The 17,081-nt window shown below is 65.2% G+C and carries 9 protein-coding genes; all 9 read left to right on the top strand.

Translation table 11 applies throughout. The features are described from left to right. Window positions 1-49: 49 nt before the first annotated feature. The 9 genes from FJ948_RS12115 (at window position 50) to FJ948_RS12075 (ending at window position 16,887) form a co-directional block, all read left to right on the top strand. A complete protein-coding gene (locus FJ948_RS12115) occupies window positions 50-1,366 on the top strand; it encodes a CmpA/NrtA family ABC transporter substrate-binding protein (protein ID WP_140704593.1) in 1,317 nt (438 codons plus the stop codon). An 87-nt stretch (window positions 1,367-1,453) separates the two neighbouring features. Next, on the top strand, window positions 1,454-2,344 hold the full coding sequence (gene ntrB / locus FJ948_RS12110; protein WP_140704591.1) for a nitrate ABC transporter permease: 891 nt from the start codon (window positions 1,454-1,456) through the stop codon (window positions 2,342-2,344). 10 nt (window positions 2,345-2,354) lie between these two features. Then, on the top strand, window positions 2,355-3,152 hold the full coding sequence (locus FJ948_RS12105; RefSeq protein ID WP_140704589.1) for an ABC transporter ATP-binding protein: 798 nt from the start codon (window positions 2,355-2,357) through the stop codon (window positions 3,150-3,152). Between the two features lie 4 nt (window positions 3,153-3,156). Continuing rightward, window positions 3,157-5,607 (top strand): nitrite reductase large subunit NirB, encoded by a 2,451-nt coding sequence (nirB, locus tag FJ948_RS12100; RefSeq protein WP_140704587.1) that lies wholly within the window; start codon window positions 3,157-3,159, stop codon window positions 5,605-5,607. Between the two features lie 5 nt (window positions 5,608-5,612). After that, the gene (gene nirD / locus FJ948_RS12095; RefSeq protein WP_140704585.1) at window positions 5,613-5,942 is read left to right on the top strand and encodes a nitrite reductase small subunit NirD; all 330 of its coding nucleotides are present in this window, start codon (window positions 5,613-5,615) and stop codon (window positions 5,940-5,942) included. 1 nt (window position 5,943) lies between these two features. Beyond that, complete coding sequence (locus tag FJ948_RS12090; protein WP_140704583.1) at window positions 5,944-8,916, top strand: nitrate reductase; 2,973 nt, start codon at window positions 5,944-5,946, stop codon at window positions 8,914-8,916. Window positions 8,917-9,041: 125 nt separating this feature from the next. Further along, window positions 9,042-10,457, top strand: coding sequence for an MdtA/MuxA family multidrug efflux RND transporter periplasmic adaptor subunit (locus tag FJ948_RS12085; protein ID WP_140704581.1), 1,416 nt, complete (start codon window positions 9,042-9,044; stop codon window positions 10,455-10,457). Beyond that, entirely contained in the window at window positions 10,454-13,570 is a 3,117-nt protein-coding gene (locus FJ948_RS12080) for an MdtB/MuxB family multidrug efflux RND transporter permease subunit (RefSeq protein WP_140704579.1), read from the top strand. The genes FJ948_RS12085 and FJ948_RS12080 overlap by 4 nt, the downstream gene beginning before the upstream one ends. Next, entirely contained in the window at window positions 13,567-16,887 is a 3,321-nt protein-coding gene (locus FJ948_RS12075; RefSeq protein WP_246677505.1) for an efflux RND transporter permease subunit, read from the top strand. The genes FJ948_RS12080 and FJ948_RS12075 overlap by 4 nt, the downstream gene beginning before the upstream one ends. Window positions 16,888-17,081: the final 194 nt, after the last annotated feature.

The following is a 17,081-nucleotide window of genomic DNA, read 5'->3' as shown; positions in this document are numbered from 1 at the left end:
AGATACAATCAAACGCGCCGCTCCCGATGGCGCTCAACCGGAGACGACGATGACGAAACGGATCGGAACTGGCGCGTCCCTCAAGGATTTCACCCGGCGTGATTTTCTGGCCAGCAGCGCGCTGACGGCGGGACTGTTCATTGCCGCGAAGACATTGTTTCCGGCCGGCGCCCATGCCGAGGGCAAAGGTCCAGAAGTGACCGGCGCCAAGCTCGGCTTCATTGCGCTGACCGATGCCGCGCCGCTGATCATCGCCAAGGAAAAGGGCCTGTTCGAAAAATTCGGCATGCCTGATGTCGAGGTGCTCAAGCAGGCTTCCTGGGGTGCGACACGAGACAATCTGATGCTCGGCGGCGAAGCCAACGGCATCGACGGTGCCCACATCCTGACGCCGATGCCTTACCTCATGCACACCGGCAAGGTGACGCAGAACAACCAGCCGCTGCCGATGGCGATCGTGGCGCGGCTCAACTACGACTGCCAGGGCATTTCGGTCGCCCAGGAATACGCCGCGACCGGCGTCGGCCTCGACGCCTCGAAGCTGAAGGATGCCTTCGCCGCAAAGAAGGCGGCAGGCAAGGAGGTCAAGGCCGCCATGACCTTCCCGGGCGGCACGCATGATCTGTGGCTGCGCTACTGGCTGGCCGCCGGCGGCATCAACCCCGACAAGGACGTCTCGACCATCGTCGTGCCGCCGCCGCAGATGGTGGCCAACATGAAGGTCGGCAACATGGACGTGTTCTGCGTCGGCGAGCCGTGGAACGAACAGCTCGTCCACCAGGGCGTCGGCTTCACCGCCACCACGACCGGCGAGCTCTGGAAGGGCCATCCGGAAAAGGCGCTCGGCCTGCGCGCCGCCTTCATCGACAAATACCCGAACGCCGCCAAGGCGATCGTCATGGCGGTGATGGCGGCACAGCAATGGTGCGACGCCAAGGAAAACAAGGACGAGATGGCCACCATCATCGGCAAGCGTCAGTGGATGAATGTGCCCGTCGCCGACATCATCGGCCGTCTCAAGGGTGACATCAACTACGGCAATGGCCGGGTCGCCACCGCCACCGACCTCTACATGAAATTCTGGAAGGGCGGCGTCTCCTACCCGTTCAAGAGCCACGACAGCTGGTTCCTCGCCGAAAACATCCGCTGGGGCAAGTTCGCGCCGACCACCGACATCAAGGCGCTGGTCGACCAGGTCAACCGCGAGGATATCTGGCGCGAGGCGGCCAAGGAGCTCGGTGTCGCCGCGAGCGACATCCCAGCCTCGTCCTCGCGCGGCGTCGAGACCTTCTTCGATGGCAAGACTTTCGATCCGGCCAACCCCTTGGCCTATCTCGACAGCCTGACCATCAAGACATCGGCTTAGTCAGGCCGTTTGTACCCCAACGCAAACGGCGCCAGCGCCGTTCGTCGCTCAGTACCGCACCAGCACGCCACGGAGTATCCCAAGAACATGTCCATCCAAGCCGTCGAGGACACCAAGGTAAAGGCATTCCCGGCCAAGCCAGCCGAAATTGTCGCCTTCACCGCCAAAGCGCGGCCCCGTATCGACCTGGTGGCGATCGCGGGCAAGGTGGCCAGCACCCTGGTCCCGCCCGCCATCGTCATCGCCCTCCTGCTCGTCGTCTGGCAGGTCGCCTGCTCGTCGCCCACTGCAAGCCTGCCGCCACCGAGCCAGGTGTGGAACGAAGCCTATGACCTGATCGCGCATCCGTTCTTCGACAACGGCCCGCAGGACATCGGCCTTGCCTGGCGTGTGCTGATCTCGCTGCAGCGCGTCGCCATCGGCTTCGGCATGGCGGCGGTCGTCGGCGTCGCGCTCGGCGCGCTGGTCGGCCAGTCGGTCTGGGCGATGCGCGGCCTCGACCCGGTGTTCCAGATCCTGCGTACCGTGCCGCCGCTCGCCTGGCTGCCGCTGTCGCTCGCCGCCTTCCGCGATTCCAACCCGTCGGCACTGTTCGTGATCTTCATCACCTCGATCTGGCCGGTCATCATCAACACCGCCGTCGGTGTGCGCAACATCCCGCAGGACTACCGTAACGTCGCTCGCATCCTGCGGCTGAACCAGCTCGAATTCTTCGTCAAGATCATGGTTCCGGCCGCGGCGCCCTACATCTTTACCGGCCTGAGGATCGGCATCGGCCTGTCCTGGCTCGCCATTGTCGCGGCCGAAATGCTGACCGGCGGCGTCGGCATCGGCTTCTTCATCTGGGACGCATGGAACTCGTCGCGGTTGCCCGACATCATCGTCGCGCTCGCCTATATCGGCGTCACCGGTTTCTGCCTCGACCGCCTGGTCGCGGCGGTCGGCGCCTTCGTCACCCGCGGCACGACGGCAAAGTGAGGAGAGCGCCATGACCGCCTATCTCAAACTCGACCATATCGACAAATCCTTCGCTCGTGGCGGCCAGGTCAGCGACGTGCTGAGGGACATCAGGCTGACCATCGACAAGGGCGAATTCGTCTCCATCATCGGCCATTCCGGTTGCGGCAAGTCGACCTTGCTCAACCTGATCGCCGGCCTGACCAAGGTTTCCGCCGGCGCCGTGCTTTTGGAAGACAAGGAGGTCGACAGCCCCGGCCCCGAACGCGCCGTGGTGTTCCAGAACCATTCGCTGTTGCCGTGGCTGACCGTCTACGAGAACATCAACCTGGCGGTGGCGAAAGTCTTCGGCCGTTCGAAGAGCAAGGCCGAGCGGCATGACTGGATCATGCGCAATCTCGATCTCGTGCAGATGGCGCATGCCAGGGACAAGCGCCCGGCCGAAATCTCGGGTGGCATGAAGCAGCGCGTCGGCATTGCCCGCGCGCTCGCCATGGAGCCGAAGATCCTGCTGCTCGACGAGCCGTTCGGCGCGCTCGACGCACTGACCCGCGCCCATCTGCAGGACGCGGTGATGGACATCCACTCCAGGCTCGGCTCGACGACGATCATGATCACCCATGACGTCGACGAGGCGGTGCTGCTGTCCGACCGCATCGTCATGATGACCAACGGTCCGGCGGCGACCATCGGCGAGGTGCTGCCGGTGCCTCTGGTGCGGCCGCGCCGGCGCATCGAACTTGCCTCCGACCGCACCTTCCTGCGTTGCCGCGAGGCGGTGCTGAAGTTCCTCTACGAACGCCACCGCTTCGTCGAAGCCGCGGAGTAAGGGCATGACCGAAAAACTCGTCATCATCGGCAACGGCATGGCCCCCGGGCGCATGCTGGAGCATCTGCTGGAACAGGCGCCGGGCCGCTACGCCGTCACCATCTTCAACGCCGAGCCACGCGTGAACTACGACCGCATCATGCTGTCGCCGGTGCTGTCGGGCGAAAAGGCCTATGAGGAAATCATCATCCATGGCGACGGCTGGTACATCGCCAACGACATCACCCTCTACAAGGGCCACAAGATCGTCGCCATCGACCGGACGGCGAAGACCGTCACCTCCGACCACGGCGTCACGGAAGCCTACGACAAGCTCGTCATCGCCACCGGCTCGGTGCCGTTCATCATTCCGGTGCCTGGTCACAATCTGCCCGGCGTGCTGACCTATCGCGATCTGGACGACGTCCAGGCGATGATGCTCGCCGCCCAGTCGCGCGCCAAGGCCGTGGTCATCGGCGGCGGGCTGCTCGGGCTCGAGGCGGCGGCCGGCCTGAATGCGCAAGGCATGGACGTCACCGTGCTGCATGTCATGCCGACGCTGATGGAGCGTCAGCTCGATCCTGCCGCTGGCTATCTCTTGCAGCGCGCGGTGGAGCAGCGCGGCATCAAGGTCATCACCAAGGCCAACACAAAGGCAATCACGGGCGATGGCAAGGTCGAGCGGGTGGAACTCGCCGACGGAACCATCATTCCGGCGACGCTGGTGGTTATGGCGGTCGGCATCAGACCGAATTCGGCTCTGGCCAAGGAGGCCGGCATCGCCGTCAACAGAGGCATCGTCGTCGATGCCGGCATGCGCAGCAACGACCCCGACATCTACGCGCTCGGCGAATGCGCCGAAGTGGGCGGCATGGTCTACGGGCTGGTGGCACCGCTTTACGAGATGGCGCGCGTCGCCGCCCACCAACTTGCCGGCGACGAGAGCGCCGCCTTCGCCCACATGGACACGCCAACAAAACTCAAGGTCACCGGCATCGACCTGTTTTCGCTGGGCGACTTCGCCGAGGGCGAGGACCGCCAGGAGATCGTGCTGCGCGACGCCTCGGCCGGTGTCTACAAGCGCCTGGTGCTCAAGGACGACCGCATCATCGGCACCGTGCTCTATGGCGAGACAGCGGACGGCGCCTGGTTCAACGACCTCAAGAAGAAACAGACCGACATATCGGAGATGCGCGATACGTTGATCTTCGGCCAGTCCTACCAGGGAGGTGCCCCGCTGGACCCTATGGCGGCCGTTGCAGCCTTGCCGGATGATGCGGAAATCTGCGGCTGCAACGGCGTCTGCAAGGGAAAGATCACCGGAGCGATCACGGGCAAGGGCCTGACTTCGCTCGACGACGTGCGCGCCCACACCAAGGCGTCGGCCTCCTGCGGCTCCTGCACCGGGCTGGTCGAAAAGCTGATGGTGCTGACCCTCGGCGACACCTACAACCCGGCCGCCGTGCAGCCCATGTGTTCCTGCACCACGTTCGGCCACGACGAGGTGCGCAGGCTGATCAAGGCCAAGCACCTGAAAACCATTCCTGCGGTGATGCAGGAGCTGGAGTGGAAGACCTCCTGCGGCTGCGCCAAATGCCGGCCGGCACTCAACTACTATCTCGTCTGCGACTGGCCGGACGAGTATGCCGACGACTACCAGTCGCGCTTCATCAACGAGCGCGTTCACGCCAACATCCAGAAGGACGGCACCTATTCGGTGGTGCCGCGCATGTGGGGCGGCGTCACCAATGCCGCCGAACTGCGCGCCATCGCCGACGTCGTCGACAAGTTCGAGATCCCGATGGTCAAGGTCACCGGCGGCCAGCGCATTGACATGCTGGGCATCCGCAAGGAGGATCTGCCGGCGGTGTGGGCCGATCTCGGCCAGGCCGGCTTCGTCTCCGGCCATGCCTATGCCAAGGGCCTGCGCACGGTGAAGACCTGCGTCGGCTCCGACTGGTGCCGCTTCGGCACGCAGGATTCGACCGGTCTCGGCATCCGCATCGAGAAATTCATGTGGGGCTCCTGGACGCCGGCCAAGGTCAAGATGGCGGTGTCGGGCTGCCCGAGAAACTGCGCCGAGGCGACATGCAAGGATGTCGGCGTCATCTGCGTCGACAGTGGCTACGAAATCCATTTCGCCGGTGCCGCCGGCCTCGACATCAAAGGCACGGAGGTGCTGGGCCAGGTCAGGACCGAGGACGAGGCGCTGGAGCATATCGTGGCGCTGACGCAGATGTACCGCGAGCAGGGCCGCTATCTCGAACGCATCTACAAATGGGCCAAGCGCATCGGCATAGCCGAGATCAAGCGCCAGATCATGGACGATGCGCACAAGCGCGAAGCCTATTACGACCGCTTCATCTTTTCCCAAAAATTCGCCCAGGTCGATCCGTGGTCCGAGCGCGTGTCGGGCAAGGACAAGCACGAGTTCCAGCCGATGGCTTCGGTCGGGTTTGCGCAGGCGGCGGAGTGACCCCCATGAATTGGATCTCCATCGGCACCCTCTCCGACATCCCGCGCCGTGGCGCGCGCTGTGTCGCTACCCCGCAAGGCAAGATCGCCGTCTTCCGCACGGCGGACGACGCGGTCTTCGCCATTGACGACCATTGTCCGCACAAGGGCGGACCGTTGAGCCAGGGCATCGTCCATGGCGCGGCGGTGACGTGTCCCTTGCACAATTGGGTGATCTCGCTGGAGACGGGCAAGGCGCTCGGCGCCGACGAGGGCACGGTGCGCACGATTCCGGTGAAGCGGGAAGGCGAGCGTCTGTTCCTCGCGCTGGAAGCGCTGGCCAGCCGCGCCGCCTGACATGGAAATCATTGAAACGCGCGAGGTGAGGACCACCTGCCCCTATTGCGGGGTGGGCTGCGGCGTGCTGGCGAAGATCGCTGCGGACGGACAAGTGTCCGTGCGCGGCGATCCTGACCATCCGGCGAATTTCGGTCGGCTCTGCTCCAAGGGTTCGGCATTGGCCGAGACCATCGATCTCGACGGCAGGCTGCTGCATCCCGAAATCCACGACCGTCGCGCCGGCTGGAACGAGGCGCTCGACCTCGTCGCCTCGACCTTCTCGCAAACCATCGCCGAGCATGGGCCGGAAGCGGTTGCTTTCTATGTCTCCGGCCAATTGCTGACCGAGGACTACTACCTCGCCAATAAGCTGATGAAGGGTTTCATCGGCTCGGCCAACATCGACACCAATTCGCGGCTCTGCATGGCCTCGTCGGTTGCCGGCCACCGCCGCGCGTTCGGCTCCGACACGGTGCCGGGGACCTATGAGGATCTGGAACTGGCCGACCTGATCGTGCTGGTCGGTTCCAACCTCGCCTGGTGCCACCCCGTGCTCTACCAGCGCATCGCCGCTGCCCGGGAAAAGCGCCCCGAGATGAAGGTGGTGCTGGTCGACCCGCGCCGCACCATGACATCTGATATAGCCGACATGCACCTGGCGATCGCGCCGGATGGCGATGTTGCCCTCTTCACCGGCCTGCTTGCCTGGCTCGGCCAGCACAACGCGCTCGACCGTGCCTATATCACGGCGCACACCACCGGCTTTGGACAGGCGCTGTTCGCCGCCTCGGCGCTCGATCTTGCAGGCGTTGCCGCGGCCACGGGCCTGAGTGAAGACGAGCTTGTCCGCTTCTACAGCCTGTTTGCTGCGACCGCGCAAACCGTGACCGTCTACAGCCAGGGCGTCAACCAGTCGTCGTCCGGCACCGACAAGGTCAACGCCATCATCAACTGCCATCTCGCCACCGGCCGTATCGGAAAACCGGGCGCCGGACCGTTCTCGGTGACCGGCCAGCCCAATGCCATGGGCGGCCGCGAGGTCGGCGGCATGGCCAATATGCTCGCCGCCCATATGGAGATCGAAAACCCTAGGCATCGCGAGCGGGTCGAGCGTTTCTGGAACGCGGCGACGATTGCGCGACGGCCTGGGCTGAAAGCCGTCGACATGTTCGAGGCGGTGGCCGATGGACGCATAAAGGCGCTGTGGATCATGGCCACCAACCCGGTCGATTCGATGCCGGACGCCGATGCCGTCGAAGCGGCGATCAAGGCCTGTCCCTTCGTCGTGGTGTCGGACGTGCTGGCAAATACCGATACGGTCCGCCATGCCCATGTCCGGCTGCCGGCGACGGCCTGGGGCGAGAAGGACGGCACCGTCACCAATTCCGAGCGCCGCATCTCGCGCCAGCGCGCGTTTTTGCCGACACCTGGCGAGGCGCGGCCCGACTGGTGGATCATTGCCGAGGTGGCACGGCGCATGGGCTTTGACGAGGCGTTCGCGCATGCGACGCCAGCCGAGATTTTTGCCGAGCACGCCGCGCTGTCGGGGTTCGAGAATGTCGGCGATCGGGATTTCGATATTGGTGCGTATGGCGCCGTCGATGCGGACGCCTATGAAAGCCTTGCGCCGTTCCAATGGCCAGCCCCGGCCCGAGGCGCCCCCCTCTGGCCTGCCGGCCATCTCCCCCTCCAGGAGGGAGATCGGCTGTCATATGGGCCTTCGCCAATTTTCACCGTTGAAGAAAAAGTGCCAGCGCTGAAGCCGCCAATCTCCCCCCTTGAGGGGGGTGAGGAGTGGTCCGCGCAGCGGACGGGAAGCCAATTGCTTGGCTTTCCGAACGACGAACGCCCGGAGCGACAGCGTAGGGCCCGGTCCGGCAGGACAGAGGGGGGCGCTCAAGCTCGACTTCACGTCGAGGGAGGCGCTTACACTGGACCTTGGCCAGAGGAAATCGCGTCGACCGGGCACCAGCCCACCCGCTTCTTCGCCAACGGCAACTTCTACACGCCCGACCGCAAGGCCCGCTTCGTCGCCCTGCGCCCGACCGTCGAAACCCGCACCACCCCCGACTTCCCACTCGTCCTCAACACCGGCCGCATCCGCGACCACTGGCACACCATGACGCGCACCGGCAAAAGCCCGCGCCTGTCGCAGCACATCGCCGAGCCCTTCGTCGAGATCCACCCCGAGGATGCGCAACGCCACGGCATTGGCGACGCCGACATCGCACGTGTCTCCACTGCGCGCGGCGAGGTGCTGGTCCGCGCGCTGGTGACCACGCGCCAGCGGCAGGGCAGCCTGTTCGCGCCGATGCACTGGACCGACCAGTTCGCCGCCAGGGGCCGGCTCGACACGCTCACGGCATCGCTCACCGACCCGGTGTCGGGCCAGCCGGCTTTGAAACACGTCGCGGCCCGCATCGAGAAATTCACCGCCGGGGCCTTCGGCTTTGCCGTGACACGCAAAAGGCCCGCGACGATGGCCGCCGACTATTGGGCGATAGCCAGATGCCGGGGCGGCTGGCGGGTCGAGCTTGCCTTTGCCCTTGACGATGTCGACTGGACAGCCTTGGCGAACTCGCTCTTCGATGCCGCGGATGCCGAAATTCTCGCCTATCACGACAGCGAGGCCGGCCAGCACCGCATTGCCGCCTTCGAAGGCGAGCATCTGGCGGGCGCCCTGTTCGTCGCACCCGGTCCGGTCGCGGTGTCACGCCGCTGGGCGGCCGAGCAACTCGCCGAGGTCCATGCCAGCCAGCGTCAGCGCTTCAGGATCGTCGCCGGCCGTGCCGGTGCCGAACGGCCCGATGCCGGCGCGACCGTCTGCTCCTGTTTCAATGTCGGGGTGAACCAGATCACCGCTGCCGCGGCAGCCGGCTGCACCAGCGTCGAAGCCATCGGCGCCACGCTGAAGGCAGGCACCAATTGCGGCTCCTGCCGGTCCGAGATTCGCGCGATCATCGCGGCCAATCGGGTTCAGGCCGCTGAGTGAAGGCGACATGACCTCCGTTGGGCCGGCCTGAACCGGCCGCTGGCCGGGGGCCCAACCTGTCCAACAGTTAATTCGACTTGGCCGGGTTTCGGCCATATTGGTTGATGGGGGTGAAAGATGCCGCCATGGACCAGCAACTGGAAATGCCCCTGCAGACGACCGTCACGCCACGCCGTTCGCGTGGCTGGATTCCCTGGCTGATCTTCATTGCCATTGTCGCCGCCACTGGCGCCTACCTCTATCAGCGTCCGCATGTCGAGGCCAGGCAGCCCGGCGGCAGGCGCGGCGCGCAGCCGACGACGATCGGTGCCGCCGCCATCGAAAAGGGTACGATAGACGTCACCCTCAATGCCCTCGGCACGGTTACCTCCCTCTCCACCGTCACCGTCAAGTCGCAGGTCACCGGCCCGCTTGTGCAGGTCAATTTCAAGGAGGGCCAGGACGTCAAGAAGGGTGACCTGTTGGCCCAGATCGATCCCCGCCCCTTCCAGGCGGCACTCGCCCAGGCCCAGGGCCAGTTGGTACGCGACCAGGCCATGTTGAAAGATGCCCAGCTCGACCTCGTTCGCGATCAGAAACTAGTGGCTGAGGGCACCGCGACACCGCAGACTCTCGACGCGCAGGTCGCCCTTGTCGCCCAAGACCAGGGCTCCGTCCAGGTAGACCAGGCGATGATACAGACCGCCACCCTCAATCTCGACTATTGCCGCATCCTGGCTCCGGTCGACGGACGGGCCGGCCTGCGCCAGGTCGACGAGGGCAATTATGTGACACCTGGCGATGCCAACGGCATCGTCATCATCACGCAGGTGCAACCGATCAGCGTGCTGTTCACCGTGCCGGAGGATGAATTGCCGGCGATCGCGCAACGCATGCAGCAAGGCGCCACTCTGCCCACCACGGCCTTCGACCGCGCGGGCGCCAAGAAGCTTGCCGACGGCCAGCTCGAGACCTTCGACAGCCAGATCGACCCGAGCACCGGCACCATCAAGCTGCGGGCGGGCTTCGGCAACGATCAGCGCCTCCTCTATCCCAACCAGTTCGTCAACGTCGCGCTGCTCGTCGATGAGCATAAGGACGTGGCGATCGCGCCGATCGCCGCGATCCAGCGCGGCCTGCCCGGCACCTTCGTCTATCTGGTCAACCCCGACAGCACGGTGGCCGTGCGCAAGGTTACGCTTGGCGTCACCAATGGCGAGCGCGTGGAGATCCTCGCCGGCCTGAACCCCGGCGACCGCGTCGTCGTCGATGGCGCCGACAAGCTCCGCGATGGCGCCCATGTCAACCTGCAGCAGGACGGCCAGGCGCCGGCCCCGGCGACAGCGCCAAACCCTACTACTAGCCAGGCTCCTGAACCGGAACAGACACCCGCCCAGACCCTACCGGCATCCGCCTCATCGGACGGGCAGACGCCAAATGGGCAGACGCCAGATGGGCAGACGACTGACGCACAGGCGCCGGACGGCACGGCACGCAAGCATCAGGGCCACAAGCATCGCCATGCACAAGCAGGACAGCCGGAGTCCGGGCAGCAGCAATGAGCCCATCGCGCGCCTTTGTCCTGCGGCCGGTGGCGACGTCGCTGTTCATGGTCGCGATCATGCTATCCGGCCTGTTGGCCTACCGCTATCTGCCGGTCTCGGCCCTGCCCGAAGTCGACTATCCGACCATCCAGGTGCAGACCTTCTATCCCGGCGCCAGCCCCGATGTGATGACCTCGTCCGTCACCGCGCCGCTGGAGGTCCAGCTCGGCCAGATCGCCAACCTCAACCAGATGAACTCGGTGAGTTCGGCCGGCTCCTCGGTCATCACGCTGCAGTTCAGCCTGGCGATCTCCCTCGATGTCGCCGAGCAGGAGGTGCAGGCCGCCATCAACGCCGCTGGCAATCTCTTGCCGGCCGACCTGCCGGCGCCGCCGATCTACGCCAAGGTCAATCCGGCCGATGCGCCGGTGCTGACGCTCGGCCTGACCTCGGCCACAATGCCGCTGCGCGACGTGCAGCAGCTTGCCGATACCAGGCTGGCGCAGAAGATATCGCAATTGCCGGGCGTCGGCCTTGTCAGCCTGTCGGGCGGCCAGCGGCCGGCCGTGCGCGTCCAGGCCGACCCGCGCAAGCTCGCCGCCTACGGCCTCAACCTCGATGACCTGCGCACCACTTTGGGCAGCGCCAATGTCAACACGCCCAAGGGCAATTTCGACGGACCCTCGCGCGCCTACACCATCAACGCCAACGACCAGCTGAAGAGCGCCGACGAGTACCGTTCGCTGATCGTCGCCTACAAGAACGGCGCCCCGGTGCGGCTGAGCGATGTCGCCGATGTGGTCGACGCCACCGAGAACAACCGGCTCGCCGCCTGGATGAACGGCACGCCGGCCATCATCCTCAACATCCAGCGCCAGCCCGGCGCCAACGTCATCGAGGTGGTGGACCGTATCAAGGCGCTGCTGCCGCAACTCCAGGCCTCGCTGCCGAACGCCGTCGACGTGAAGGTGCTGACCGACCGCACCACGACCATCCGCGCCTCGGTGCGCGACGTCGAGTATGAGCTGACGCTTGCCATCATGCTGGTCGTGCTGGTCATCTTCGTCTTCCTGCGCAGCGCCCGCGCGACCCTCATCCCCAGCCTTTCGGTGCCGCTGTCGCTGGTCGGCACGCTGGGCGTGATGTACCTGTTCGGTTTCAGCCTCGACAATCTGTCGCTGATGGCGCTAACCATCGCCACCGGCTTCGTCGTCGACGACGCCATCGTCGTCATCGAGAACGTCGCCCGCTATGTCGAGGAAGGGGCGACGCCGTTGCAGGCGGCCCTGAAGGGCTCGCAGCAGATCGGCTTCACCATCATCTCGCTGACCGTTTCGCTGATCGCGGTGCTGATCCCGCTTCTGTTCATGGGCGATGTCGTCGGCCGGCTGTTCCGCGAATTCTCCATCACGCTCGCCACCACCATCCTGATCTCCGCCGTGGTGTCGCTGACCTTGGTGCCGATGGCCTGCGCCAAGCTGCTCAAACCGCTCGAGGCGGTTCGCGAGAATGCGCTGCAGCGCGCCAGCCGCGAATTCTTCGACTGGGTGATCCGCGGCTATGGCCGGGCGCTGACCTGGGTGCTCGACCGCCAGACGCTGATGCTTCTAGTCGCGGCGGCGACGCTGGTGCTGACCGCTGTCCTTTACGTGGTCATCCCCAAGGGCTTCTTCCCGGTGCAGGACACCGGCGTCATCCAGGCCATCACGGAAGCGCCGCAGTCGATATCCTTCTCCGCGATGGCCGACCGCCAGCAGCAACTGGCCGCCATCATCCTCAAAGACCCTGATGTCGACTCACTGTCGTCCTTCATCGGTGTCGACGGCACCAACACCACGCTCAATGTCGGGCGCATCCTGATCAACCTCAAGCCGCACGAGGAACGCATTGCCGGCATTACCGATGTCATCGAACGCCTGAAACAGGAAGCCGGCGCCGTGGCCGGCGTCACGCTTTACCTGCAGCCGGTCCAGGACCTCACCATCGACGGCCAGGTAAGCCGCACCCAGTACCAATTCGTGCTCCAGGATGCCAATGCCGATGAGCTGGGGGAATGGACGCCGAAGCTGCTCGCCAGGCTGAACACGCTGCCGCAGCTCGCCGATGTCGCCAGCGACCTGTCGAACAGCGGCCTTGCCGTCTTCGTCGACATCGACCGCGACCAGGCCGCGCGCTTCGGCATCACGCCGGCAACCGTCGACAACGCGCTCTACGATGCTTTCGGCCAGCGCATGGTCTCGACCATCTACACCACGTCGAGCCAGCACCGCGTCATTCTCGAAGCTGCCCCGTCCGCACAGGATTCGCTCAAGGCGCTGTCCTCCGTCTATCTGCCCTCGTCGACCGGCGGCGCGCCGGTGCCGCTGTCGGTGGTGGCAACCACCCATATCGCCACCTCGCCGCTGCAGATCACCCATATGGGGCAATTCCCCGCCACCACCGTCTCGTTCAACCTGGCCCCCGGGGCGTCGCTCGGCGAGGCGGTCACTGCGATCGAGAAGGCGCAGGCCGACATCGGCATGCCGCTGAGCATCATCACCAGTTTCCAGGGTGCGGCGCGCGCCTTCCAGGCCTCGCTCGACAACACGCTGTTCCTGATCCTGGCCGCTGTGGTGACGGTCTACATCGTGCTCGGCGTGCTCTATGAGAGCTTCATCCACCCGATCACCATCCTATCGACACTGCCTTCGGCCGGCATCGGTGCGCTGCTGGCACTGATGATCGCCGGCCAGGACCTGACCATCATCTCGATCATCGGCATCATCCTGCTGATCGGCGTGGTCAAGAAGAACGCCATCATGATGATCGACTTCGCGCTCGACGCGCAGCGCAACGAGGGCAAGGCGCCCCGCGAGGCCATCTACCAGGCCTGTCTGCTGCGCTTCCGCCCGATCCTGATGACGACCTTGGCGGCGATGCTCGGCGCGCTGCCTTTGATGCTGGGCACCGGCGTCGGCTCGGAACTGCGTCACCCCCTCGGCGTCTCCATCGTCGGCGGCCTGCTGCTCAGCCAGTTGCTGACCCTGTTCACCACGCCGGTGATCTATCTCTGGTTCGACCGCATTGCCGCCCGCATGCGAGGCATCGAGCCCAACCTGCCTCGCCCTCACGGTGCGGACGCCTCGCCATGAACCTGTCGGTTCCCTTCATCCGGCGGCCGGTGGCGACGACCTTGCTGACCTTCGGCCTGCTGGCGGCGGGGCTGGTGGCTTATCCGCAATTGCCGGTGGCGCCGCTGCCGGCGGTCGACTACCCCGTCATCTCGGTGACCGCCTCGCTGCCGGGCGCCAGCCCGCAAGTGGTGGCCAACACCGTCGCCAGCCCGCTCGAGCGGCATCTCGGCGAGATCGCCGATGTCAACGAGATGACCTCGTCGAGCAGCGTCGGCAGCGCGCGCATCACCTTGCAGTTCGGATTGGACCGCGACATTGACGGTGCCGCGCGTGACGTCCAGGCAGCGATCAACGCCGCCCGCGCGGATCTGCCGTCCAGCCTGCGCTCCAACCCGACCTATCGCAAGGTCAATCCCGCCGACGCCCCGATCCTCGTCCTGTCGATGACGTCGGACACGCTGTCCAAGGGCCAGCTCTTCGATGCCGCCAGCACCATTCTGGCGCAGAAACTCTCGCAGGTCGACGGTGTCGGCGAAGTGTCGGTGGGCGGCAGTTCGCTGCCGGCGGTGCGCGTCGAGCTCAACCCGCAGGTGCTCTACGACTACGGCATCGGGCTGGAGGACGTGCGCGCCGCTCTCGCCTCGGCCAACGCCCATAGTCCGAAGGGCGCGATCGACGTCGGCGACCAGCGTTATCAGATCTACGCCAACGACCAAGCCAACCAGGCCAACGCCTATCGCTCCCTGATCGTCGCCTACCGCAACGGCGCCCCGGTCAGGCTTTCCGATGTCGGCCAGGTCAACGATTCCGTCGAGAACATCCGCAATGCCGGTCTCGCCAACGGCAAGCCCGGCGTGCTGATCATCCTCAACCGCTCGCCCAACGCCAACATCATCGAGACCGTGGACCGGGTGAAGGCGTTATTGCCCACGCTGCGGGCCTCGATCTCGCCGGCCATCGACCTGTCGGTGGCGCTCGACCGCTCGACCACGATCCGCGCTTCGCTGAGCGAGGTCGCGCGGACGCTGATGATCGCCATCGGCCTGGTGATCCTCGTCGTCTTCGCCTTCCTGCGCGACGTGCGCTCGGCGCTGGTGCCGATCGTGGCCGTGCCGGTGTCGCTGGTGGGCACGCTGGGCGCCATGTATCTGCTCGGCTTCAGCATCGACAATCTGTCGCTGATGGCAATGACGGTGGCAACCGGCTTCGTCGTCGACGACGCCATCGTCGTGCTCGAAAACATCGCCCGCCACACAGCTGCCGGCATGGGCCGCATGGAAGCAGCGATCAATGGCGCCCAGGAGGTCGGCTTCACCGTGCTGTCGATGAGCCTGTCGCTGATCGCCGTCTTCATCCCGATCCTGCTCATGGGCGGCATCGTCGGCCGGCTGTTTCGCGAATTCGCGGTCACCCTGTCGGCGGCGATCCTGGTCTCGCTCGCCATATCGCTGACCACCACGCCGATGATGTGCTCGATCCTGCTGCGCCCCGAGGGCCGGCGCGAACACGGCCGGCTCTACCGCTTCAGCGAGCGCATCTTCGAGGCCATGCTGGGCTTCTATCGCCGCTCGCTGTCCTGGGCACTCGACAATCCGCTGCTGGTCATGGCGGTTCTGGCCGCAACGCTCTGTCTCAATGGCTACCTCTATGCCACCATCCCGAAGGGCTTCTTCCCGCAGCAGGATACGGGAAGGCTGACGGGCTCGATCCAGGCCGACCAGGCAACCTCCTTCCAGTCGATGTCGCGGAAGCTCACCCAGTTCGCCGGCATCGTCAGCAAGGACCCGGCAGTCGACACCGCGGTCGGCGTCACCGGCGGCGGCCAGACCAATTCCGGCTACATGTTCGTCTCGCTGAAGTCGCTGGCGAAGCGCAAGATCTCCGCCGACCAGGTCATCGCCAGGCTGCGGCCCGAACTGGCAGTGGTGCCGGGCGCCACGCTTTTCCTGCAGGCGGTGCAGGATATACGCGTCGGTGGCCGCCAGTCGAACGCGCAGTACCAGTACACATTGCAGGGCGACAGTTTCGACGAACTGGCGCAGTGGGCTCCGGAACTCGCGGCGGCATTGCAAACGGAACCCAAGCTCACCGACGTCAACAGCGACCAGCAGAACAAGGGTTTGGAAGCCGACGTCACCATCGATCGCGATACGGCAACGCGCCTCGGCATATCGGCAAGCGAGATCGACAACACGCTCTACGACGCGTTCGGCCAGCGCCAGGTGTCCACCATCTATGTCCAGCGCAACCAGTACCACGTCATCATGGAGGTGGCGCCGCAATACTGGCAGACCCCGGACGCGCTGAAAAAAGTCTATGTCAGTACATCCGGCGGATCGGTCGGTGGATCGCAGTCGAGCAACGCGGTTGCCGGCACCTTCGTCGCACCCGGCAAGTCCACCAACGCCCAGTCGATCGCCGCCGACGCCGCGCGCAACCAGGCCAACAATTCCATCACCAGCACCGGCAGGGCCGCGGCTTCGACCGGTTCGGCGGTCAGCACCGGAGCCGAGACCATGGTGCCGCTGTCGACCGTCGCGCATTACGGACCCGGCAGCACGCCGCTGTCGGTCAACCACCAGGGCCTGTTCGTCGCCACCACACTGTCCTTCAACCTAGCACCCGGAGTGGCGCTCAGCGAAGGCGTGGCGGCGATCAATGCGGCCGCCGACCACATCGGCATGCCGGCCAGCATCCACGGCAGTTTCCAGGGCACGGCGCGCGTCTTCCAGGATTCGCTGTCCGATCAGCCGCTGCTGATCCTCGCGGCGCTGATTGCCGTCTATGTCGTGCTCGGCATCCTCTACGAAAGCTACGCCCATCCGCTGACCATACTCTCGACCTTGCCCTCGGCCGGCGTCGGCGCCTTGCTGGCGTTGACCTTGTTCAACATCGAGTTCTCGATCATGGCGCTGATCGGTATCATCCTCCTGATGGGCATCGTCAAGAAGAACGCCATCATGATGATCGACTTCGCGCTGGCCGCGGAACGCAACGAAGGCAAGCCGGCGCATGAGGCCATCTACCAGGCGTGCCTGCTGCGCTTCCGACCGATCATGATGACGACCATGGCGGCACTGTTCGGCGCCGTGCCGCTGGCGATCGGCCTTGGCGAAGGCGCCGAACTGCGCCAGCCGCTGGGCATCGCCATCGTCGGCGGCCTGATCCTCAGCCAGATTCTGACCCTCTACACGACGCCGGTGATCTACATCTATGTCGACCGATTCGGCCGCTGGTGCAGGGCTGGCGCGCCGCGACACCACGCTGGTCGCACAGCCCGCAGCCGGGAGAATAACGCCCTATTGAACCGAAGTACGTCTGGACACAAATGTTGAAGACTGAAAAATGGGGAACGCAAACTCGCCATCCGAGTTTGGTCAAGTATCGGGAGATCAGCGCTGAATCTGGAAGACATAGCCGGCCACCCAGCCTTGCACCGCTACGTTCAGGAACAGTCGCAGTCCCTGATCCGTATCTACGAGGAGAGCCCCCGGTTGGCTTCCATCTTTGCCACGCAGCAGCGTTGGCT

Source organism: Mesorhizobium sp. B2-3-12 (assembly GCF_006442205.1).
Lineage (GTDB): Bacteria > Pseudomonadota > Alphaproteobacteria > Rhizobiales > Rhizobiaceae > Mesorhizobium.
This window is presented reverse-complemented; position numbering and strand designations above follow the sequence as displayed.

Coding starts and splice junctions, on each gene's coding strand:
- FJ948_RS12115 (WP_140704593.1), top strand. CDS start 50: ATGACGAAACGGATCGGAACTGGCGCGTCCCTCAAGGATTTCACCCGG.
- ntrB (WP_140704591.1), top strand. CDS start 1,454: ATGTCCATCCAAGCCGTCGAGGACACCAAGGTAAAGGCATTCCCGGCC.
- FJ948_RS12105 (WP_140704589.1), top strand. CDS start 2,355: ATGACCGCCTATCTCAAACTCGACCATATCGACAAATCCTTCGCTCGT.
- nirB (WP_140704587.1), top strand. CDS start 3,157: ATGACCGAAAAACTCGTCATCATCGGCAACGGCATGGCCCCCGGGCGC.
- nirD (WP_140704585.1), top strand. CDS start 5,613: ATGAATTGGATCTCCATCGGCACCCTCTCCGACATCCCGCGCCGTGGC.
- FJ948_RS12090 (WP_140704583.1), top strand. CDS start 5,944: ATGGAAATCATTGAAACGCGCGAGGTGAGGACCACCTGCCCCTATTGC.
- FJ948_RS12085 (WP_140704581.1), top strand. CDS start 9,042: ATGGACCAGCAACTGGAAATGCCCCTGCAGACGACCGTCACGCCACGC.
- FJ948_RS12080 (WP_140704579.1), top strand. CDS start 10,454: ATGAGCCCATCGCGCGCCTTTGTCCTGCGGCCGGTGGCGACGTCGCTG.
- FJ948_RS12075 (WP_246677505.1), top strand. CDS start 13,567: ATGAACCTGTCGGTTCCCTTCATCCGGCGGCCGGTGGCGACGACCTTG.